General features: G+C 63.2%; 14 protein-coding genes. 10 read left to right on the top strand and 4 right to left on the bottom strand.

The window, feature by feature from the left end; translation table 11 throughout:
- Positions 1-40 precede the first annotated feature (40 nt).
- Both J6497_RS03420 and J6497_RS03415 read left to right on the top strand, forming a co-directional pair.
- The gene (locus tag J6497_RS03420) at positions 41-616 is read left to right on the top strand and encodes an alpha-ketoglutarate-dependent dioxygenase AlkB (RefSeq protein ID WP_225702823.1); all 576 of its coding nucleotides are present in this window, start codon (positions 41-43) and stop codon (positions 614-616) included.
- A gap of 169 nt (positions 617-785) precedes the next feature.
- Entirely contained in the window at positions 786-2,042 is a 1,257-nt protein-coding gene (locus J6497_RS03415; RefSeq protein ID WP_225702822.1) for a DUF763 domain-containing protein, read from the top strand.
- A gap of 12 nt (positions 2,043-2,054) precedes the next feature.
- On the opposite strand, the gene J6497_RS03410 is transcribed toward J6497_RS03415, so the two are convergent.
- The gene (locus J6497_RS03410) at positions 2,055-3,560 is read right to left on the bottom strand and encodes a CYTH and CHAD domain-containing protein (RefSeq protein WP_225702821.1); all 1,506 of its coding nucleotides are present in this window, start codon (positions 3,558-3,560) and stop codon (positions 2,055-2,057) included.
- A 356-nt stretch (positions 3,561-3,916) separates the two neighbouring features.
- On the opposite strand from J6497_RS03410, the gene J6497_RS03405 reads away from it, so the two are divergent.
- Both J6497_RS03405 and J6497_RS03400 read left to right on the top strand, forming a co-directional pair.
- Positions 3,917-4,900 carry a zinc-dependent alcohol dehydrogenase family protein gene (locus J6497_RS03405; RefSeq protein ID WP_225702820.1) on the top strand — a complete coding sequence of 328 codons (984 nt, stop codon included), beginning with the start codon at positions 3,917-3,919 and terminating at the stop codon, positions 4,898-4,900.
- Positions 4,897-6,459 (top strand): bifunctional aminoglycoside phosphotransferase/ATP-binding protein, encoded by a 1,563-nt coding sequence (locus tag J6497_RS03400; protein WP_225702819.1) that lies wholly within the window; start codon positions 4,897-4,899, stop codon positions 6,457-6,459. The genes J6497_RS03405 and J6497_RS03400 overlap by 4 nt, the downstream gene beginning before the upstream one ends.
- 227 nt (positions 6,460-6,686) lie before the next feature.
- On the opposite strand, the gene J6497_RS03395 is transcribed toward J6497_RS03400, so the two are convergent.
- Positions 6,687-8,504, bottom strand: coding sequence for a PHA/PHB synthase family protein (locus J6497_RS03395; protein ID WP_225702818.1), 1,818 nt, complete (start codon positions 8,502-8,504; stop codon positions 6,687-6,689).
- A 387-nt stretch (positions 8,505-8,891) separates the two neighbouring features.
- Between J6497_RS03395 and J6497_RS03390 the strand changes: the two genes are divergently transcribed.
- Positions 8,892-11,132 carry a TonB-dependent siderophore receptor gene (locus J6497_RS03390; protein ID WP_225703207.1) on the top strand — a complete coding sequence of 747 codons (2,241 nt, stop codon included), beginning with the start codon at positions 8,892-8,894 and terminating at the stop codon, positions 11,130-11,132.
- 93 nt (positions 11,133-11,225) lie between these two features.
- Complete coding sequence (gene fsrB / locus J6497_RS03385; protein WP_225702817.1) at positions 11,226-12,515, top strand: siderophore utilization protein FsrB; 1,290 nt, start codon at positions 11,226-11,228, stop codon at positions 12,513-12,515.
- A 4-nt stretch (positions 12,516-12,519) separates the two neighbouring features.
- On the opposite strand, the gene J6497_RS03380 is transcribed toward fsrB, so the two are convergent.
- Both J6497_RS03380 and phbB read right to left on the bottom strand, forming a co-directional pair.
- The gene (locus J6497_RS03380; protein WP_225702816.1) at positions 12,520-12,663 is read right to left on the bottom strand and encodes a hypothetical protein; all 144 of its coding nucleotides are present in this window, start codon (positions 12,661-12,663) and stop codon (positions 12,520-12,522) included.
- A 34-nt stretch (positions 12,664-12,697) separates the two neighbouring features.
- On the bottom strand, positions 12,698-13,426 hold the full coding sequence (phbB, locus tag J6497_RS03375; protein WP_225702815.1) for an acetoacetyl-CoA reductase: 729 nt from the start codon (positions 13,424-13,426) through the stop codon (positions 12,698-12,700).
- Positions 13,427-13,591: 165 nt separating this feature from the next.
- On the opposite strand from phbB, the gene J6497_RS03370 reads away from it, so the two are divergent.
- The 4 genes from J6497_RS03370 to J6497_RS03355 all read left to right on the top strand — a co-directional run bounded on the left by J6497_RS03370 (position 13,592) and on the right by J6497_RS03355 (position 20,146).
- Positions 13,592-14,428 (top strand): universal stress protein, encoded by an 837-nt coding sequence (locus J6497_RS03370; RefSeq protein WP_225702814.1) that lies wholly within the window; start codon positions 13,592-13,594, stop codon positions 14,426-14,428.
- A gap of 117 nt (positions 14,429-14,545) precedes the next feature.
- Entirely contained in the window at positions 14,546-15,289 is a 744-nt protein-coding gene (locus J6497_RS03365; protein ID WP_225702813.1) for a CBS domain-containing protein, read from the top strand.
- Positions 15,290-16,043: 754 nt separating this feature from the next.
- Positions 16,044-16,862 carry an AraC family transcriptional regulator gene (locus J6497_RS03360; RefSeq protein ID WP_376708159.1) on the top strand — a complete coding sequence of 273 codons (819 nt, stop codon included), beginning with the start codon at positions 16,044-16,046 and terminating at the stop codon, positions 16,860-16,862.
- Positions 16,863-17,215: 353 nt separating this feature from the next.
- Positions 17,216-20,146 carry an ATP-binding protein gene (locus tag J6497_RS03355; RefSeq protein ID WP_225702812.1) on the top strand — a complete coding sequence of 977 codons (2,931 nt, stop codon included), beginning with the start codon at positions 17,216-17,218 and terminating at the stop codon, positions 20,144-20,146.
- Positions 20,147-20,358 lie beyond the last annotated feature (212 nt).

Raw genomic sequence — 20,358 nt, 5'->3', positions numbered from 1 at the left:
TAAGGCGTGACCCTGCCATGCCGAGATAAGGACCGCCGGCTTGACCGAGCAGCTCGCCCTTTTTGCCGACAATTCCTCCACGTCGTCCGCGCCGGAGGGATTGCGCTATGCTGCCGATTTCATTTCGCCAGAAGTCGAGCAGGAACTGATCGCGCGCATCGCAGCGCTTCCGCTGCAGCCGTTCCAGTTCGGCCAGTATCAGGGCAAGCGGCGGGTGGCCTCGTTCGGATTCCGCTATGACTATACGGAGCGACGGCTGCGCGAAACCGACTTCATTCCCGACTGGCTCGGCCCCTTGATCGAGCGCATCGAGGCGTTCGGCGGGTCACAGACCGAGATCGCCCAGGTGCTCTGCACCGAATACGACACCGGCGTCGGCATCGGCTGGCACCGCGACAAGCCGCAGTTCGAGCGGATCTTCGGGCTGTCGCTGGGATCACCGTGCAAGTTCCGCTTCCGCCGTCCGGCCGGCGACAAGTGGGAGCGCTTCACGCTGGAGGCGCAGCCCCGGTCGATCTACCTGCTCTCGGGCGCCGCGCGCGACGTTTGGGAGCACAGCATCCCAGCGGTAGAGTCGCCGCGCTATTCCATCACCTTGCGTACGATGCGCGACTGACCGCCACCTTCACCTCTCCCAGAGGGAGAGGTCGGCGCGCAGCGCCGGGTGAGGGGTTCCGGTCCCTCGATAGAGCAGATCCCCTCACCCGCGCCTTTGGCGCGACCTCTCCCTATGGGAGAGGTGTAGTTAGCTGCTACACTCAGCCTGATTCAACATCGGGAGCCCCATGGCACGACGAACCGGCAGCGCCGACCTTCCGCTCCACAACAGGCGCGTGCCCGCGTGGCTGGGACAGCGCATGTCCGCACTCGGTGCGATCATCACGCAGGCGATCGTCCATCACTACGGGCGCGAGGAATTTCTGCAGCGCCTCGCCCATCCGTTCTGGTTCCAATCGTTCGGCGCGGTCATGGGGATGGACTGGCATTCCTCTGGAATCACCACCTCCGTGATCGGCGCATTGAAGCGCGGGCTCGCGCCGCTGCAAGGCGAGCTCGGCATCTATGTCTGCGGCGGCCGTGGCAGCAACTCGCGCCGCACGCCGGACGAACTGACCGCGCTCAGCGAACGCACCGGATTCGACGGCGCCGCGCTGACCCGCGCCAGCCGACTGGTGGCCAAGGTCGACAGCGCCGCCGTCCAGGACGGCTTCGAGCTTTACCTGCACGGCTTCTTCGTCACCGAGGACGCCAAGTGGACCGTGGTGCAGCAGGGCATGAATGGCGACAAGCGGCAGGCACGCCGCTATCACTGGCATTCCGAAAATCTGCGCAGCTTCGTCGACGAGCCGCACAGCGCCATCGACGGTCCCGCGCAGGGCGAGATTATCAACCTGACCGACCACCGCGCCGAACGTTCGCGCTCAACGCAGCTCGATCTGCTCGGCACGCTCGGTCCCGACGGCATCGCGCGCGAATATGCCGCGCTGTCGAAGCAGCCCGACGCGCAGCCGGAGCTGCCGCACCTGATCATGCCCGCGCATCACGACGTGCGCGCCAGCGACGTGTTCACGCGCCGCCTGCACGGGACGCTGGCGGCGGCGGCCGAATGCGGTCCGCGCGATTTCCCGGAATTGCTGCTGACGCCGGGCATCGGCGCGCGCACCGTGCAATCACTCGCGATGGTCGCCGAGGTCGTGCACGGCGCGCCCTACCGCTTCAAGGATCCCGCGCGGTTTTCGCTCGCCCACGGCGGCAAGGACCGCCATCCCTATCCTGTGCCGATCAAGGTCTATGACGAGACAATCCGCGTGCTGAAATCCGCCGTGCAGCAGGTGAGCCTCGGCCGCGACGAGGAGATGCAGGCTTTGAAGCGCCTCGACAATCAGGCGCGCCTCTTGGAGCGAACCGCAACCGGTCCATCGTTCGATGCGTTCGTCGCGCAAGAGCGCACCCGATCACCTGCGCTTGGCGGACGCTCCGTGTTCGGATGGGAAGCGGATGTCGTCGGCAGCACGCGCGTGATGCCCGGCAAATCGAAGTAGACGCCGCCGAATTCACGCAACTTGCAGCCGTCGCGCCTCCTTGAGGGCCGTCTTCATCAGCGGCTTGACCGCCTCGTCCTCCCGGCCAACCACCACGCCGGCCGCAAGTGCCCGCGCCCGCCTGTTCCTGCGTGGAGCCTGCAGCGCCGCCGCCAGCGCCATCTTCCGGTGCGCAACGAAGTCATTGAGCGCACCAAGCGCATCCTGGATCTTCTTGAGATGGCTGGACAGGCGTTTAAGCCTCTTTCGCTCGCGCTTGGCCGGAAAAAGCCCCTCGAAGAAGTCTACCGCATACCTGATCTTCTTGATCCTGATCCGGAGCTTGTGCCGTGCGCGCGGAGACAGCCGGTCAAGACGCTGGCCTTCCTTGCGTGCCTTCCTGGTACGGCGGTGCAAAACGTCGGTCGCAAATTTTTCGATCGGGACGTCCCCGTGCTTGGCTGGCGAGGCCGGCTTCAACTCGATCCACTCCAGCGTGTCGACCGGCAGCCTGCGAAAGCGCTCCGAGTTCACCGCTTTCTTCGCCCGCGCGAAGGCGTGGGCGCGCTTCTCGCCGAATTCGTCCTTGATTGCCTCGCCGCCGCGGCTCAGTGCGCGGTCCAGCGTGATCGGCTCGACCTGCTCCTTGATGAACACGTCGATTTCGCGCGCAGGCGCGAGCTCGCCCGTGAGCCACTTCAGCTCACGCTTGACGGCTCCCGTCCTCGCATGAGGCAGCACCTTCGCAAACAGCGAGATCGCCGCGCGCAGCCTGCGGAGTCCCACCCGCATCTGGTGAACGCCTTCCGGATCAAGGTTGCGGACCGCGTCCGCATTTCCGGAGAAATGACGAACCGTCCCGCGGGCGATGACCCGGAACGCCTCGCTCGCCGTCATGTCGGCATCCAATTCGATCGGGTCAGCGAACACGACCTGTTCCTCGCTACCTTGCGCGAGGCCATAGCCGCGGTCCGATTTTGACCGCAAGTCGAGCTCGGCGCCCGACCGTCGCTCGATCGCTCTGGCAATACGGAACAGGTCAGTCAGCCGGCCGCTTTTCAGCTCAAGTTCGAGTTCCTCGATCGGGCTGGCACGGTGTCCCGCGACGATCCTTCCCCGATCGATGGCGAGTTCGACCTCGCTCCTCCGGGTTCGGATCGGAACGATGGTGCGATGAACCGACGTCTTGAAGACGGGCTTCAGTTTGCGGCGCAGCTTGCCGGAGGCGAGCGGCGCGAGCGGACTACCATCGGCTTCACGAAGGTCGGGCGCGCTGTTCTTGATCTCGGCTTCCCATTCGCCTCGGCCAAGCCCCGCGCCGTTTGCCGACTTGACCGTCTGGATGTTCGTGTCGCCGTTTTGCCGCACGCGAAGCGTCAAGCCGTGGCGCCTTAGCTTGTGTTTCCCGGTATCGAAATAGGTCGAGACAAGATCGCTGTCCGACCGCACACCGATTTTTCCACCGGGAATGCGCCAGCCGGCGAGAGATCTGAGGTCGTGCGCGGCGACGCGGAATTTCAGTTCCGTCTCGACAGCCATCCTTCCTCCGTACTGCTCGTTGACCTGACCGATGCAGTCCCGACCATATAACGCCCAAGAGCAGCCAAGGTGCCGCAAGCCCGTAACGATGGTTCCAGTTTGCAGCCCGTATCGTCCGAGGGGCATACCGAGAGAGGTGTAATCCGCTGCCCACGCGAACCGGAAGCGTGGAGGTTGAGCGAAATCAAACGAATCTGTGCTCGCGTCCGGCAGACTGGAACTGGTCCGAAAAAGTGGGCAAGTTCTCCGTTGCGGTAAGCGCGAATGTTTCTGCGGGGGTGATGCTCGAGAAACAATACAGAGCGGGATGATTTGAAGAAATCATCAGCCCTTGTGGCCTCAGAGAGGTATTTCTGATGTATGCCATGGTCCTGCAGGCATCCAACGCGCCGCTCGTGCTTGAAGAGCGTCCCGATCCGTCGCCCGGGCCGGGCGAGGTGCGCGTCAAGGTCTCCGCCTGCGGCGTTTGCCGCACCGACCTGCATGTCGTCGATGGCGAACTACCCGACATCCGCTATCCCATTGTCCCGGGCCACGAGGTCGTTGGACGGATTGATGCGCTTGGCGAAGGTGTTGACGATCTCGCGCCCGGCGCGCGCGTCGGCGTGCCCTGGCTCGGCTTCACCTGCGGCGCCTGCCCCTATTGCCGCGAGGGCAAGGAGAATCTTTGCGACCATCCGCGCTTCACCGGTTACACGCGCGATGGCGGCTTTGCGAGCCACCTGATTGCCGATGCGCGCTACTGCTTTCCGCTCGGCGAGGATGGCGACGATGTCGCGCTGGCACCGCTGCTCTGCGCCGGTCTGATCGGCTGGCGCTCGCTGGTGATGGCCGGCGACGGCAGGCGCCTCGGCATCTACGGCTTCGGCGCGGCTGGCCACATCATCGCGCAGGTGGCGCGCTGGCAGGGCCGCGAGATCTACGCCTTCACGCGCGAGGGTGACACCGAGGCGCAGCAGCTCGCTCTATCGCTTGGCGCCGACTGGGCAGGCGCCTCCGGCGATAAACCGCCGGCCGAACTCGATGCCGCAATCATCTATGCGCCGGTTGGCGCCCTGGTGCCGCAGGCATTGCGCGCCTTGCGCAAGGGCGGCCGCGTCGTCTGCGCCGGCATCCACATGTCGGACATTCCGTCCTTCCCTTACGATATTCTCTGGGGCGAGCGGCAGATCGTCTCGGTCGCCAACCTGACGCGCCAGGACGGCAGGGATTTTCTGAAAGTGGCACGCCAGGCGGGCATCGAGACGACCACGACCACATTTCCGCTGGATCGGGCCAATGAGGCGCTGACGCGCTTGCGCAGCGGCAATCTCGTCGGCGCGGCGGTGTTGCGGCCATGACGCCATCGTCCCACCATCAAGGCGCAACCGGCCAGGATCGCGTGCTGGATTTCCTCGGCAAGCCGTCCGGCGGCCACGATACGCAGCGCGTCGACACGCACGGCTCGATCGTGTTCTTGTGGCCCGACCGCGTCTACAAGATCAAGCGCGCGGTGAGGCTGCCCTATCTCGACTACTCCTCGCTCGATAAGCGCAAGCATGCCTGCGAGGAGGAGATAGCCGTCAACCGGCGTTTCGCGCCGGATATCTATCGTGGCGTGGTGCCGATCACGGAAGGCGAAACTGGCCCTGAAATCAACGGCAAGGGGGATGTCATCGAGTGGGCGGTCGAGATGGCGCGGTTCGACGAGAACCAAACGCTCGACCATCTGGCGGCTAGAGGCGAGATCACACCGGGACTCGCCGAGCCGCTGGCCGAGGCGCTCGCGGCGTCCCACCATAGCGCGCCGGTTTCGGATGGCCAGACCTGGCTCGCGTCGCTTCCGAGCCTCATCGAGCACAACACGACAGCGTTTCGCGGCCACGCCGCACTTGCGAGCGCGGACGTCGAGCGTCTTCACGTCCTGAGTTGCGACCGGCTCGCCGAAAACCAAGCGCTTCTGAAACACCGCGCCGCCGCTCGCATGGTGCGCCGATGCCATGGCGACGCGCATCTCGGCAACATCGTGATGATCGACGGCAAGCCCCGCCTGTTCGATGCGATCGAATTCGATCCCGTCATCGCCACGACGGACGTGCTCTACGACTTCGCTTTTCCACTGATGGACCTGCTGCATTTCGGCAACCGCGCTGCCGCGAACCGCCTGTTGAACTTCTATCTGCAGGCGACCTGGCGGCAGAACGCCGGCGCGCTTGCGTTGCTGCCGCTGTTCCTGTCCATCCGCGCAGCTATCAGGGCCAATGTGCTCCTGACCAAGCATGCGCAGGGCGCCGGTGCGGCCGCGCTGTCGGATGCGCAGTCGTATTTCGGGCTCGCGCTCGATCTGACTGCGCCGGGAAAACCGTCGCTGATTGCGATCGGCGGTCGCTCCGGCACCGGCAAGAGCGTTCTGGCGCGAGCTATTTCGGGACTGGTCCAGCCTGCACCCGGCGCGGTGCTGCTGCGCTCGGACGTGATCCGCAAGGAGATTTTTGGCGTCGACCCGCTCGTCAAACTACCCGAGGCGGCCTATGCGCCCGGAACGTCCGAACGTGTCTATGGCGAGATGCTTGATCGCGCGCGATGCGTGCTGGCTCAGGGACTTTCCGCCGTGGTCGACGCAGCGTTCCTGAAACAAGACGAGCGAAACCAGCTTCGCCCGCTTACGGCTTCCTGCGGCGTCGATTTCTTCGGCATATTCCTGGTTGCCGAAACCTCCGTCCGCCTCGCGCGCATCGGCGCGCGCCGGAACGATGCATCCGACGCAAACCAGGATGTGGCGCTGTTTCAGGAACGCATCGACACGGGTGTCATCGATTGGGCGATCGTCGATGCATCGGGAACGCCGGAGGAGACATTGGAGCGGAGCGTACGGCATCTTCCGCGGGATGCCACACGGGAGCATAGATCGGACCGATGATGGTTCTTCGTCTCCTCCCGCTCTTGAAAAGAAAACACCTCGCCGCTTGCGCCCGACGCAACTCCTTCCCCCTTTCAGGCCTGAAAGGGGGAAGGTTGGGATGGGGGTCCAGCCACGGATGCAGGCGGTCGTGAGAGCACGACTCGTGGAAGCAGGATCCCCACACGGTTTGCGCGTAGCCGCGCAAACCGACCTCCCCTTTTTCAAGGGGAGGTGACGCCTCGCCGCTAATGCTGCAGCACGTACTGGCCAGGCGCATCCTCCAGCGCGCTGGCGTCCCTGCCGCATCCGCCCATGGGCGGCGGCGAAACCGGTTCGCCGGAATGGGCATTCAGGAACTCAACCCATTCGTGCCACCAGGAGCCCTCGCGCTTTGGCGCGACCTTCAGCCATTCATCGGGCCCGATATAGAGTCCATCCTTCAGCTTGGTCAGGATCTGGTACGAATGCCAGGGCTCGTCGGGAGACGCGACGATGCCGGCGTTGTGGCCGCCGTTCGTGAGCACGAACGTCGTGTCGGCATCGCCGAGGAAATGGATCTTGAAGGTCGATTTCCAGGGCGCGACATGATCGCGAAGCGTGCCGACGACGAACATCGGCGAATGCAGGTCGGACAGCGAGATCGGCTTGCCGTCGACGCGATAACGCCCTTCGGCAAGATCATTGTTGAGGAAGAACTGGCGGAGGTATTCCGAATGCATCCGATAGGGCATGCGGGTTGCATCCGCGTTCCATGCCATCAGATCGCTGAGCGGCTGCCGCTCTCCGATCAGGTAGTCGCGGATCATCCGGGACCAGATCAGGTCGTTGGAACGCAACATCTGGAACGCGCCCGCCATCTGCGTGGTCTCGAGCACGCCGCGCTGCCACATCATGTCCTCAAGGAACGCGACCTGGCTTTCATTGATGAAGAGCGTGAGTTCGCCGGCTTCCGTGAAGTCGGTCTGCGCCGCAAGCAGTGTCACGGTACGAAGGCAATCCGGCTTCTCCTTGTTCAGCCGCGCCGCCGCGATCGACAGCAGCGTACCACCGAGACAATAACCGGTGGCGTGAATGGGCTGCCCGCGGACGATCCGGTTGATGACCTCAATCGCGGCGTCGACGCCGAGCCGACGGTAGTCATCGAGACTGATGTCGCGGTCCTCGGGCGTCGGGTTGCGCCAGGATATCATGAACACCGTAAAGCCGTTCTCGACCAGGAAACGGACCAGCGAATTGTGCGGCGACAAATCGAGGATGTAGTATTTCATGATCCAGGCCGGCACGATCAGGATCGGCTCGGGACGGACTTCAGGCGTGGTCGGCGAATACTGGATCAGTTCGATCAATTCGTTGCGATAGACCACCTTGCCGCTGGTGACGGCGACGTTCTGGCCGACGACGAATTCATGGGCCGCGCCGTGACCGGTCACCAGCGCCTTCCAGTCCTCAAGCCAGTTGTGCAGGCCGCCGACGAAGTTGCCGCCCCCGGTCTCGATGATCTTGCGCAGCACCTCGGGATTGGTCAGCGCGAAATTGGTCGGCGCCAGCACGTCCAGACACTGCCTGATCGCAAAATCGGCGATCGCCGCACCCTGCCGCGCCACACCATGGACATCGGTGGTGGCCGATTGCCACCATCGCTCGGTCAGCAGGAATGCCTGCGCCAGCAGGTTGAAGGCCGGCAATTCCCAGTCCGGCTCTGAAAACCGCCGGTCGTTCGGCGCCGGCGCAATCAGGCTCCAGGTGCGGTAGACCGGATGCGGATTGGCGAGTGTCTCGAAAAACTGCATCGCGTCGCGGATCGCATCCCGTGTCAGCGTAAGCTGCTTGCCCGGCGAGATCGCCAAATGGAGCTGCCAGTCGAGCAGTGCCAGCGTCAACGCGGCCGGGGACAACCCGCCGGTCCAGCGGGCGATCGTGGCATGGGCGAGGTGATCGATCATGTCGAACGCCGATAGCGGCTCGAACGGTGCTCGTACCGCGGGGACCGCCGCACCGACCTGCAACGGCGGCCTGACCGGCTCGAATGGGACGACTTGGGAATCGATTGCCTGTGCTGTCATGCCAATCTCCGTTGGCTCCGTTTACGCTATCGCCTTTGCGAGCCGTTTGAGCTGCGTCAAACACGAAGCATTCGCGCAAAGATCATTTCCCAAACGCAAAGATGGATGACACTTCGAGAGAGAATTCATCGTGAGCTCGATTGCAGTCGAACCATGCAACGGGCAAATCGTCGCAGCCCGCATCCGCTCTCTTCGGACTCCAGGAACAAGCTGCACTCGAACCGCACAAGTCTGGAGCGATTCTACGAACCACCCATCGTACTCCGAAGATAGCTGCGATAGAGCGAAGCATCAAAATTATACCGGCCAAGCCGGCAAGACTTCGGGCATCGCAGCGTGGCAACAGGACCCCATTCGCTTCCCATCACTCGACTGCAACTCATGCGAATGATCTGCCTCGGAGCAGTCAGCGCACTCCCTCTGTCCTTCCCGACCGGTGACGCGCGGGCGCAGTCGTCACTCCCTGCAATCACTGTGGATGCACCGCCGCAGCGTGCACGTTCCGCTGCGGCCCAGCCGTCCCGCCGTGCGACAACCACGCGCACCGCACGTGCCAATCGCGCCGCTCGTGCGCCGCAAGCTGCACCGATCGCGACCGCGTCAGGGCCTGGCGCCGGTGAGCGCGCCAACGGTCCGGTTCAAGGCTTCGTTGCAACCCGCACCGGCACCGCGACCAAGACCGACACGCCGATCATCGAAACCCCGCAGTCGATCTCCGTTATCACCACCGACCAGATCAAGAACCAGGGTGTCGAATCGGTCGGCGCCGCACTGCGCTACACCGCGGGCGTCAGCGGCGACGTCAACGGCGGATCGGATACGCGCTTCGGAGGCTTGCAGATCCGCGGTTTCGATATGACCATGTCTGGCCTCTATCTCGACGGCCTGCGGCTACCCAGCAGCAACTACGTGCACTTCCTCGGCCTCGACCCCTACGGCGCCGAGCGGCTCGAAGTGCTGAAAGGCCCATCGTCGGCGATGTATGGCGGCAGCGGCACCGGCGGCATCCTCAACTATGTCAGCAAGCTGCCGACGGCCGAACAATTCGGCGAGATTTCGGTGTCGGGCGGCAGCTTCAACCGCTATCAGGGACAATTTGACGTCGGCGGCGCTGCCAACAAGGAAGGCACCGTGTTGTGGCGCCTGACAGGCGTGGTCCGCGACGGCGAAACCCAGGTCGACTTCACCAAGGACAACCGCATCTTCATCGCGCCGGCCGTCACGTTCAAGCCGAACGATGACACCACGATAACGCTGCTGGCCAACTACCAGAGAGATCAGGCCGGCTGGGGCCTGCAGTTCCTGCCGCCATCGGGCACGGTGTTCCCCAACAACGGCCGCATCATCCCAGTTACGTTTTTCGGCGGCGAACCGAACTTCAACCAGTTTGATACCGAACAGAGCTCGGCAGGCTACCTGCTCTCGCACGACATCAACGAGGCCATCACCTTCCGGCAGAACCTGCGTTACTCGTGGATGCACAACGAACAGCGGAGCTTCTATGGCACGGGCTACGCCTCAGCGGCTGACGAAGCCGCAGGCCTGATGTCGCGCGCCGGCAGTGCCGGAGACTCGACCATCAATTCCTTCGCCGTCGACAACCAACTCCAGGGCAAGTTTGTGACCGGCATACTCAGTCACACCACCCTGTTCGGCATGGATTATCGCAACACGTCATTCCGGGATTCCGCTTCATCGTACAGCACCGGAAAGATCAACGTGTTTGCGCCTGTCTATACCAACACGTGGACTTATGACGGCCCATATGACGATACAGGCATCAAGCAGTCGCAGTTTGGTCTTTATGCACAGGATCAGATCAGGATCGGCGGCCTCTCGTTCCTGCTCGGCGGGCGGCAGGACTTCGTCACCACCGATCTCGACAACTATCTCCAAAGGTCCTCCGCCACGACGGACGCTTCGGCGTTCACCGGTCGTGCGGCGGTGATGTACAATCTCGATAACGGTATCGCGCCGTATTTCAGCTACGCCGAATCGTTCCTGCCAGTCCTCAGCGTCAATGCGGCCGGCGAGTTGCTGAAGCCGGAAACTGGCGTCCAGTACGAAGTCGGCGTGAAGTATCAACCCGTCGGCATCAATGCGCTGATCACCCTGGCGGCGTTCGATCTGACCCGGTCCAACGTCGTCACCTACGCGCCTCCATTCAACTTTGCCGAGCAGACGGGACAGGTGAAATCGCGCGGTATCGAACTCGAAGGCACCGCCACACTGCGGGAAGGCGTCAACATCCGTGCCGCCTATTCCTACATCGACGCCGTGGTCACCCAGGACCCCGTCAACGTCGGCAAGGCGCCACCCACAGTGCCTCTCAATCGGTTCTCGCTGTGGACCGACTACACGGTGCAGGACGGCCCGCTTGCCGGTCTCCAGATCGGTGGCGGCATTCGTTACGTCGACTCGACCTTCGGCGATGATGCAAACACCTTCAAGGTGCCGGCGTCGACCGCGGTCGATGCACTGCTCGCCTACACCAGGGACAACTATCGGTTCGCCCTGAACGTCACCAACATTGCCGACAACCGCTTTGTCGCGGCCTGCTACGGCACCACGAGTTGCTTCTATGCCGAAGGCCGCAAGGCGATCGCAAAGCTGACCTATCGATGGTGAGTCGACGGCTGCGCACCACGACGACTACGTCATCGACCTGCGGTGACGATGTTTGATGATTTAGGGCAAACCACCCGAGAGTGGGCGAAGACCATGAGATCGATCTTCGGACGACTGCACCGCTGGGCCGGCCTTCTCACTGCCGGCTTTCTGTTCTTTTCGGGCATCACCGGCGCGATCATCTCGTGGGATCACGAGATCGACGACGTGCTCAACAAGCACCTGTTCGACGTGACCAGCAACGGTCCCGCCATTCCCTCCGTCGATCTTGTCAAGCTGATCGAACAGCGCGACCCGCGAGCGCGCGTCGTCTACATGTTCATGACGCCGGAACAAGGCGAGTCGCTTTGGTTCTTCGTGCTGCCGCGGATCGATCCCGTCACCGGCAAGCGATTTGACATCGATTACAATCAGGTCTTCCTCGATCCCAACACCGGAGCAGAACTCGGCCGGCGCTACTGGGGCGCGGTGTGGCCGGTGACGCGTGCGAACTTCGTCTCGTTCCTCTACAAGCTGCATTACACCATGCACATTCCGGAGTTCTGGGGTAGCGATCGATGGGGCATGCGCCTGCTTGGCATCATCGCCATCATCTGGACCATCGATTGCTCCGTCGGTTTCTATCTCACCCTGCCGTCCCGCCGTCGCCCTAAGGCAGAGCGCGCACCTGCCGTGCAGCGTGAACTTCGCCGCGGCTTCTGGGCGCGCTGGGCGCCGGCCTGGAAGATCAAGACCTCGGGCAGCACCTATCGCATTAATTTCGACGTTCACCGTGCCTTCAGCCTTTGGACCTGGGCGCTGCTGTTTGTCATCGCGTTCACGGCGTTCTCGCTCAATTTGTATTTCGAGGTGTTCTCACCGCTGATGAAAACGGTGTCGAACTACACCCCGACTCCCTATGAGCAGCGCCCGTATCGGCATCTCGACGATCCGATCGAGCCCAAGGTCACGTTTGCGGACATCGCCGCGCGTGCGGCGGCCGACGGCAAAAGCCGCGGGTGGAGCACGCCGGTCGGTTCGATCAACTATGGCCCGGCCCACGGCGTGTATGCCGCGGCCTTCTTCCATCCGGGCGACGACCATGGCGCCGGCGGCGTCGGCCCGGCACAGCTCTATTACGACAGTGAGGACGGACGCTTGATCGGCGAGAAACTGCCGTGGGTCGGCACCGCCGCCGACATCTTCGTGCAGGCACAATTTCCCCTGCATTCCGGCCGCATTCTCGGACTGCCCGGCCGTATCCTGATCTCGATCATGGGGCTGGTGGTCGCGGCGCTGTCGGTGACCGGCGTGGTGATTTGGTGGCGCAAGCGGCGGGCCCGCGTCCGGATGCGCGAGGCCGCTGCAGCACGCCCCCGCGGACAGCTCGCGCCCGCAGAATAGTAGTTCAGGCGAAGCCGAAAAACTCCTGGCCGCGGGCGATGATCTCCTTGTCGATCGGATGATCGCTCGCCTGGACCCGAAGGATGATGTTCGAGTGCATGTCCTGCAGCTGCTGCAGTAGCTCGGTCTTCTCGATGCCCGGACCCATGATCACAACGTCAGTACAATATGGTTTCGAATGCTCAGCCGCCCATGTATTGGCCGCCATTGATCGACAGCGTTGATCCCGTGATGTAGCCGGCGTCATCGGCGGCGAGAAAGACGACAGCGCGCGCGATGTCCTCGGGCCGGCCGAGCCGGCCGATCGGGATCTGCGGCAGGATCACATCCTTCATGACCTCCGGCGAGACTGCATCCAGCATCTCGGTGTGGATGTAGCCCGGACAGATCGCGTTGACGGTGATGCCGAGGCGCGCACTTTCGAGCGCGAGCGCCCGCGTGAAGCCGAGCTCGCCGGCCTTTGCGGCCGAATAATTCGTCTGTCCGAACTGCCCCTTCTGGCCGTTGATCGACGCGATGTTGACGATGCGGCCGAACTTTCGTGATCGCATGCCCTCGATCACGGACCGGCACATGTTGAACAGGGCATCGAGGTCGGTATTGATCACCGCGTCCCATTGCGCCTTCGTCATTTTGTGCAGGCTGCTGTCGCTGATGATGCCGGCATTGTTCACGAGGATCTCGATCGGACCGAGCTCGGCTTCCACCTGCTTCACGCCGGCGCCACAAGCGGCGAAATCGCCGACGTCCCATTGAAACACCGGGATCGCTGTTTCAGCATGAAACGCCTCGGCAGCCCTGGTGTTGCCGGCATAGGTCGCCGCGACGCGGTAACCCGCCGATTGAAGTGCCCGTGCGATCGCGGCGCCAATGCCCCGAACGCCGCCCGTAACCAATGCAACGCGTGCCATGTCGATCCTCCCTTGCGTCTGCGCTCCGCGCGTGAACCAATAGAGAAGGGAAGACGAATGCCCTTTGATGTGGGTCAACAAAGGCGCAAACTGCGCTGACATAGTGACTTGGCCAATAACGATAAGCGCCCGCAGGCGGCTTTCGTCGTCATCACGGAGAGGTTCATGTACAGGAATATTCTGGTGCTGGTGCCCACGGAGCTGTCGGCGCGTCCGGTTTCCGATGGCTCCATATCGCTCGCCGCCGCATGCCAGGCCGAGCTCGAGGCAATCGCGATCGGTTACGAGGCAAGCAGCATACCGATGGCTGCGGAAGGTGGTGCCGCGGTTGCCTCGATCTACGAGATCGAGCGGCAGCGCGCGCTCGAGCGCGCGGAAGGTTCGCTGCGCGTGTTCGAGGCGCAGGCGAAGAATGCAGGCATCAGCTATCGCTGTCGCGCCATCAGCGCGCTTCCGGGCGAGGCGGCCGACATCGGCGGCGCGGCCGCGAGGCTGCACGACTTGACGATCGTGTCGCAGCCCGAGAGAGATCGCGACACCTTCGACAACAATCTCGCCCAGGAAATCCTGTTCGAGGCGGGTGGTCCGGTGCTGTTCATTCCCTACATGTTCAAGGGCGCGTTCACCGCAAAGCGGATCGGCATCTGCTGGGATGGCAGCCGCCTTGCGGCGCGTGCTGTGCATGACGCCATGCCATTCCTGAAGGCGGCCGACGCGGTGACGGTCATCACTGTCAACGAGGACGAGAACGTGGCGAGCGAGGCGTCGCCGACGCATCTCGCGCGGTACCTGGCGCAAACCGGTGTGCCGGTCCGCCTGACCTCGCTCAAGATGGACGATTCCGAGATCCAAGCGGGCATCCTCTCGCTCGCGGCCGACGAGTCGCTCGATCTTTTGGTGATGGGCGGCTATGGGCACTCGCGCCTCAAGGAAACCGTGCTCGGCGGCGTCACGCGCGACATGCTGCGCGCCATGACCACGCCGACGCTGATGTCGCACTAGAGCTTCGGTTCTGATTGAACCATGACCGAAGCTCTGGATTCTTGTTTGACGCGTTTTCTCTATGCAAACCGGTATCCCGCTTCGTTCGAAACGCTCTAGCTCCCGGAGAGACATGCCATGCGCGCCCACGAGATCATGACCAGGGACGTCATCACCATCAGTCCGCATGCATCCATCATGGATGCCGCCAACATCATGCTGCGCTGCCACCTGAGCGGCCTGCCGGTGATGGGCGAAGATGGTACGCTCAAGGGCATCATCTCCGAAGGCGACTTCCTTCGCCGCAGCGAGATCGGCACCGGACGACGACGCTCAAGCTGGCTGCAGTTCTTCACCGGGCCCGGGCGCGCGGCCATCGATTTCGTGCACGAACGCGGCCGCCGGGTCGAAGACGTCATGACGTCCGATCCGATCACGGTGGACGAGCAAACTCCCTTGGATGAGCTCGTAGGCATCATGGAAAAGAAGGGCGTGAAACGCCTGCCGGTGATGAACGGCAAGATGCTCGTCGGCATCATCACGCGCGCCAATATCCTTCAGGCGGTCGCGAGCCTCGCCGAGGAGATCCCCGACCTGACCGCTGACGATCAGCATATCCGCGATAGTATCCTGCGGCAGATCCGGGACATGGACTGGCGGCCCGCTGGCTTCCAGGTCACTGTGCGCAACGGCGTCGTTCACCTCCACGGTGTCATCTTCGACGACAGCACGCGCAAGGCGGCCATCGTTCTCGCCAAGAACATCGCCGGCGTTAACAAGGTCCACGACCATCTCTGCTTCGTGGATACCTATTCTGGCTACTATGTGGAGTCGCCGGAAAACATCAAAGCGGCGGTGAACCGTCCCGACGGGCATTCCTGAGAGAGAACGTTTGCGGATTCCTCCCGGACGTGCCGCTGATTCCGAGATCTGCAGCGGCATCTCAATTCACCTTGCCGATCGCCTGGATACGCAAGACCCAGGTGACGACGACCACGCTGCTGTCGCTGTGACGCTATGCGGCCGCATCGCAAGCGATGCCTGACAATCCCTACAATGTAGCCGGATGTTTTTTCCCAGAAGAGAAGCAAACTTTCAGACCGCACATTCGTTCTCGAATGCTCGGGCCGGCAAGCGGAAGCTATACGAAGGTATATGCGCAGTCCTACTAACGATTGCCTACACAGTTTTATTCGCGACCAACTCTTTCAGAAGTAAAGCAAATTCGCTCGGAGCGCAGGCGATCACGCTACGGCGCTTTGCAATATCTAACACCCGCTAAGCATCTATAACGAGCATCATGGCGCGAAGGGCTTATGCTCGTCAGCATCGCAACCGTTGCATTCGCAGAGTTCCTCGGTCGCAGGCGATGAAGCAGGCCGACCGAAACTAGAAAGGATGAGCGATGCTTACGCAGGCTTTCAACGAGAGGCTGGGCCATCCCCACGTCAGCCTCCCGATCCGCTCGGAAACGCACCACGTCCATCCCGATACCGAAGGGCCTCGTCAGGAGCGCAAATGGCGCGACCTGAAAGTGGATGATGTGGCTGCGATTGGGGAGATCGCGATTTCGCGCTGGGCAGGTTCGCAAACCGGTTCCCGATACGAGGAGGCAGCAACGCCGCCCGGTCGATATGTGGTGGCGATCGCCTTAAAGAGCACGCGCCTCACCCTGACACGGGGACGTCAGGTCATCTTCGACGGTGTCATGCCGGCAGGCACGCTGCATGTCACGGCGCCTTCGACGCAGCTCGCTGCGCAGTTTCACGCCCCGTACGACTTTCTGCACTTCCATGTCCCGGCCGAGTATCTTCGCGGGCAGCGCGCGGCGGCCGAGCCGCGCTCGACCAGCGAAGATCTGGCCGATCTCATCCTGCTGCGAGACCCGTTCGCCGAGCAGCTCGGCAGGGCGCTGATCGAGCGCGGCAATGCCAGGGATCCAGCGTTCACCCGCTGCATCGGCCAAACGCTGGCGATGCATATTGCCCGGCTCGAGACGCCGCGGAGCAAGGTCAACGCTCTGCCGAAATGGCGGCTCAGGCGGGTCGAGGAGTACGTCAACGCAAACTACCATCGCGGCGTCAGCCTCGCCGATCTGGCCAAGGCCGCCGGCCTGTCCCGCATGCATTTCGCCGCCCAGTTCCGGGCGGCGACGGGGTTTCGCCCGCGCGAATATCTGCTGCATCGGCGCGTCGAGCGCGCGAAGGCGATCCTGTCGGATGGCGAGACGCCGCTCGCCGAGGTCGCGTTGGCGGTAGGCTTCTGCACCCAGGCGCATTTCTCGACCGTCTTCAAGCGCATCACCGGAGAAACGCCGGCGCGCTGGCGAACCGCCAGCCGAGGCGCATCAGCCTCGCCGGTCGACCAAAGCGTCCGGGCAAAGATCCCATTCCGCGTGCGGTGGCCCGGAGCACGACACGCAGACCTCGCCGCCAACGGTCACGCTTCGCTGTGAAAAGACCTGAGGCGGCGTCGCGACCAGCGACAGCCGCCGCGTCATAGTCATCTGCAATCATTCGATTGAAAATCGGCATCGCTGCCGTGGCAGCTCGCGCGAGCATTGCCGCTCTTGCCGCGCGGAGCGACATTATTCCTATTTCGACCTTTGGACGCGGAGCGATCCGGATAACACCTTTGGCTAAGGTTGCTAGGGGTCCGGAAAGCAATATGATGCAGGGCATTGGTCCCTCGACGATCTCAGGTCATTTGGGTTCGGTCGGGCACCGCGACGTGTTGCTCCGGTGCGCATCAAGCTCATGCAGTGAAGGACGGAGAGCGTCGGCCACTTGCTTGGTTGAGGTCCCGAACATGGGCGACCGCGCGCAACGTGCCGTCCGCGACGCCGGTCAGGATTCGGCTGCGCCGGAGACCGTTTTCTTCGGCCCGTTCCGGCTGCATGTGGGGCAAAGGAGGCTGGAGCGGGACGGCAGTCCGATTCAGCTCGGCGGCCGGGCGCTTGATCTTCTCATCGCGCTGGTCGAGCGGGCCGGGACTGTCGTCAGCAAGAATGACCTATTGGCCAGGGTATGGCCCGACGTCATTGTCGATGAAGGTAGCCTCAGGGTGCAGGTCGCAGGCCTACGAAAAGCGCTCGGCGACGGCGAGGCAGGCGCGAGATACCTGACCACGGTTTCGGGACAGGGCTACTGCTTCGTCGGGCGGCTTTCGCATCCGAGCAGCCAGGCACCGCCCTCAATCGGACCGACCTCCGAGCCGCCTCACAATCTGCCGGCGCGGCCGACGCGGATGGTGGGACGCGACCAGGCCGTCCGCGACATATCGGCCAAGCTGAGGAGCGAACGTTTCGTCACCATCGTCGGCCCCGGCGGCGTCGGCAAGACCACCGTGGCGGTCTCCGCCGGCCATGACTTGCTCGAAGAGTTCGCCGGTGCGGTCAGCTTCCTCGACTTTGGGGCCCTCTACGACCCCGCACTCGTTCCAAACGTCGTCGCCTCGACGCTCGGCCTCCTCAGTCAGGCCGGGAATCCTTCGGACAGTCTGGTGAACCTGCTTCGTGACAAGCGGATGCTGCTGATTCTGGATTGTTGCGAGCATGTGATCGAGACAGTCGCCGCGCTGGCCGAGCGGCTCTATGCGGAGGCGCCGCAGCTCCATGTCCTGGCTACGAGCCGGGAGTCGCTTCGGGTCGAGGGCGAGCATGTTCACCGTCTGCAGCCGCTCTCAAGCCCGCCTGATGACGGCGGCCTGACGGCCGCGCAGGCGCTCGCCTTTCCTGCAGTCCAGCTTTTCGTGGAGCGCGCGGCTGCAAGCGGTGGCCGGTTCGTCGAGCTGAGCGACGCGGACGCACGCCTGGTTGGCGAGATCTGCCGCAGGCTGGATGGCATTGCGCTTGCGATCGAGCTCGCCGCCAGTCGCGCCAGCTCCTCAAATATCAAGGACACGGTCGCGCTGCTGAACGATGCGTTCAAGCTCCTGGGCGAGGGACAACGCGCGGTGCTGCCGCGGCACCAGACCCTGCGCGCGACGTTCGACTGGAGCTACAAGCTGCTGTCGGACCCCGAGCGCATGGTGCTGCGGCGGATGTCCGTGTTTGCCGGCAGCTTCACCCTGGAAGCAGCCCGCTCCGTTGCGGGCGCGGAGCACGCTGACGATGGTGAGGTGATCGGGGCCATTGCAAGCCTGGTTGCGAAGTCGATGCTTGCGACAGGCAAAAGCGGCGCATCGACACGATACAGGCTGCTGGATACAGCACGGGCTTATGCCCTGGAACGCCTTGCCGTCAGCGCGGATGGCGATGCGACGGCGCGGCGGCATGCCCGCTATTTCCTGCGTCTGCTGCAAGGGATCAGCAACAACCCGGCCGGCTCATCGGAAATGAACGGCTTTGCGGCGATCGCCGACCAATTCGCAAACATACGCGCCGCGCTGACCTGGTGCTTCTCCGAACATGGCGACCGCGCCACAGGCGTCGCCCTGGCCGCAGCGGCGATGCCCTTTTTTCTCAAATTGTCCCTGTTCGCCGAATGCCAGTTCTGGGCGAAGCGCGCGATCGAGCAGCTTGAGGCGACAAATCACGGCCGGAAATATGACCTCGATCTTCACGCCGCCCTGGGCCTGGCGCTGTTGCTCGCAAAGGGCACCACCGACGAGGTCCACGCGTTCCTGACGCGAGCGCTTCGAATAGCCGAAGAGATCGGCGACGTACCAAGCCAGCTTCGTTTGATCGAGCGGCTTCACGTGTTCCAGATGAGGACAGGAAATTTCAGCGAAGCGCTGGCGCTCGCCCAGCGAGGCGAAGCCGTCGCGTCCGATCACGGCGACCGCATTCGACTGGCGCACATGCGGATTGCGCTCGGTGTCTCCTGCCATCTTGCAGGAGACACGCCGCTGGCTCGCTCCTACGTGGAATCGGCATTGCTGCAGCTGCCGGGATCTGAACCTGATGTCGACGATCCCCTGAACTACGATTATTTCAGTCGCGCACGGATCACGCTCGCTCGTATCCTCTGGCTTCAGGGATATCCCGATCAGGCAGTCGACACGGCGCGGCGAGCGATCGCCGACACGATGCGTATCGGCCATCCCGTCAAGCTCTGCATGGCGCTGCTTTGGGCATTCTCGATCTTTGTCTGGAACTCGGAAACAGAGAACTACGAAGAATACGCCGACAGACTTATCCTGGAAGCCAGCAAGCACTCGCTGGGCCCGTACCAGACGATTGGCTACGGAACAAAAGGCGTTGTCCTGGTGGCGCAGGGCCAGGTCGAAACCGGGATCGCGCTGCTGCGCGGAGCGCTCGAAGTCATGCACAGCCATCGATATGGCTCGCTCGCGGATTTCCGCATCGCGCTGGCGCAGGCGCTCGCCACGATCGGGCAAGAAAAGGAAGCGCTTGATACGATCGATCTGGCAATCGCCCGTGTCGGGCAGAACAAGGACCTGTTCTGCATGCCCGAACTGCTGCGTGCCAAGGCGGAAGTGCTGCTCGCAGCGAGAAGCCCCGATTTGGTGGAGGCGGAGCGCTGCCTCAAGGAGTCGATTGAGCTGGCCCGGCGTCAATCGGCGCTCGCCATGGAACTGGTTGCCGCGACCTGCCTCGCAAGGCTTTGGCGGCAGGATCGTGGTGCGGACGCGTGGCAATTGCTCGCGCCGACCTATGCCCGTTTTACCGAAGGGTTCAACAGCCGCGCGCTCAGAGCGGCCAGAGAGCTGCTGGATGAGCTGAGCGTGCAGCATCCGGGCGCGTCAACGGATGCAAGGCTGGCTGCTCGAGGATAGGCCCGAACGCTGGTCGATTTGCGTCTGTCCGGCAACCGCGATCATGCGAACTCGAAATGAAGGTGCAGATCCGAAAGACCTGAGGCCGTCCGATCTGGCACCTTCTCTCCTGTAAGCATTCAAGACCCCAGCTTGCACCCATCGGCTCGCAGCGCCCCTCCCAAGGCAACGAGCCCCGGGGGCCGTCCTATCCCCCCGCCCCATCCCAGGAC

Source organism: Bradyrhizobium cenepequi (genome assembly GCF_020329485.1).
Classification (GTDB): Bacteria; Pseudomonadota; Alphaproteobacteria; order Rhizobiales; family Xanthobacteraceae; genus Bradyrhizobium; species Bradyrhizobium cenepequi.
The sequence above is the reverse complement of the archived record's forward strand: the minus strand, read 5'-3'. Positions and strand labels throughout refer to the sequence as shown.

Bases quoted from the DNA above. Each gene is read 5' to 3' on its own strand.
- J6497_RS03415 (WP_225702822.1), top strand. From the start codon at position 786: ATGGCACGACGAACCGGCAGCGCCGACCTTCCGCTCCACAACAGGCGC.
- J6497_RS03410 (WP_225702821.1), bottom strand. From the start codon at position 3,560: ATGGCTGTCGAGACGGAACTGAAATTCCGCGTCGCCGCGCACGACCTC.
- J6497_RS03405 (WP_225702820.1), top strand. From the start codon at position 3,917: ATGTATGCCATGGTCCTGCAGGCATCCAACGCGCCGCTCGTGCTTGAA.
- J6497_RS03400 (WP_225702819.1), top strand. From the start codon at position 4,897: ATGACGCCATCGTCCCACCATCAAGGCGCAACCGGCCAGGATCGCGTG.
- J6497_RS03395 (WP_225702818.1), bottom strand. From the start codon at position 8,504: ATGACAGCACAGGCAATCGATTCCCAAGTCGTCCCATTCGAGCCGGTC.
- J6497_RS03390 (WP_225703207.1), top strand. From the start codon at position 8,892: ATGATCTGCCTCGGAGCAGTCAGCGCACTCCCTCTGTCCTTCCCGACC.
- fsrB (WP_225702817.1), top strand. From the start codon at position 11,226: ATGAGATCGATCTTCGGACGACTGCACCGCTGGGCCGGCCTTCTCACT.
- J6497_RS03380 (WP_225702816.1), bottom strand. From the start codon at position 12,663: ATGGGTCCGGGCATCGAGAAGACCGAGCTACTGCAGCAGCTGCAGGAC.
- phbB (WP_225702815.1), bottom strand. From the start codon at position 13,426: ATGGCACGCGTTGCATTGGTTACGGGCGGCGTTCGGGGCATTGGCGCC.
- J6497_RS03370 (WP_225702814.1), top strand. From the start codon at position 13,592: ATGTACAGGAATATTCTGGTGCTGGTGCCCACGGAGCTGTCGGCGCGT.
- J6497_RS03365 (WP_225702813.1), top strand. From the start codon at position 14,546: ATGCGCGCCCACGAGATCATGACCAGGGACGTCATCACCATCAGTCCG.
- J6497_RS03355 (WP_225702812.1), top strand. From the start codon at position 17,216: ATGGGCGACCGCGCGCAACGTGCCGTCCGCGACGCCGGTCAGGATTCG.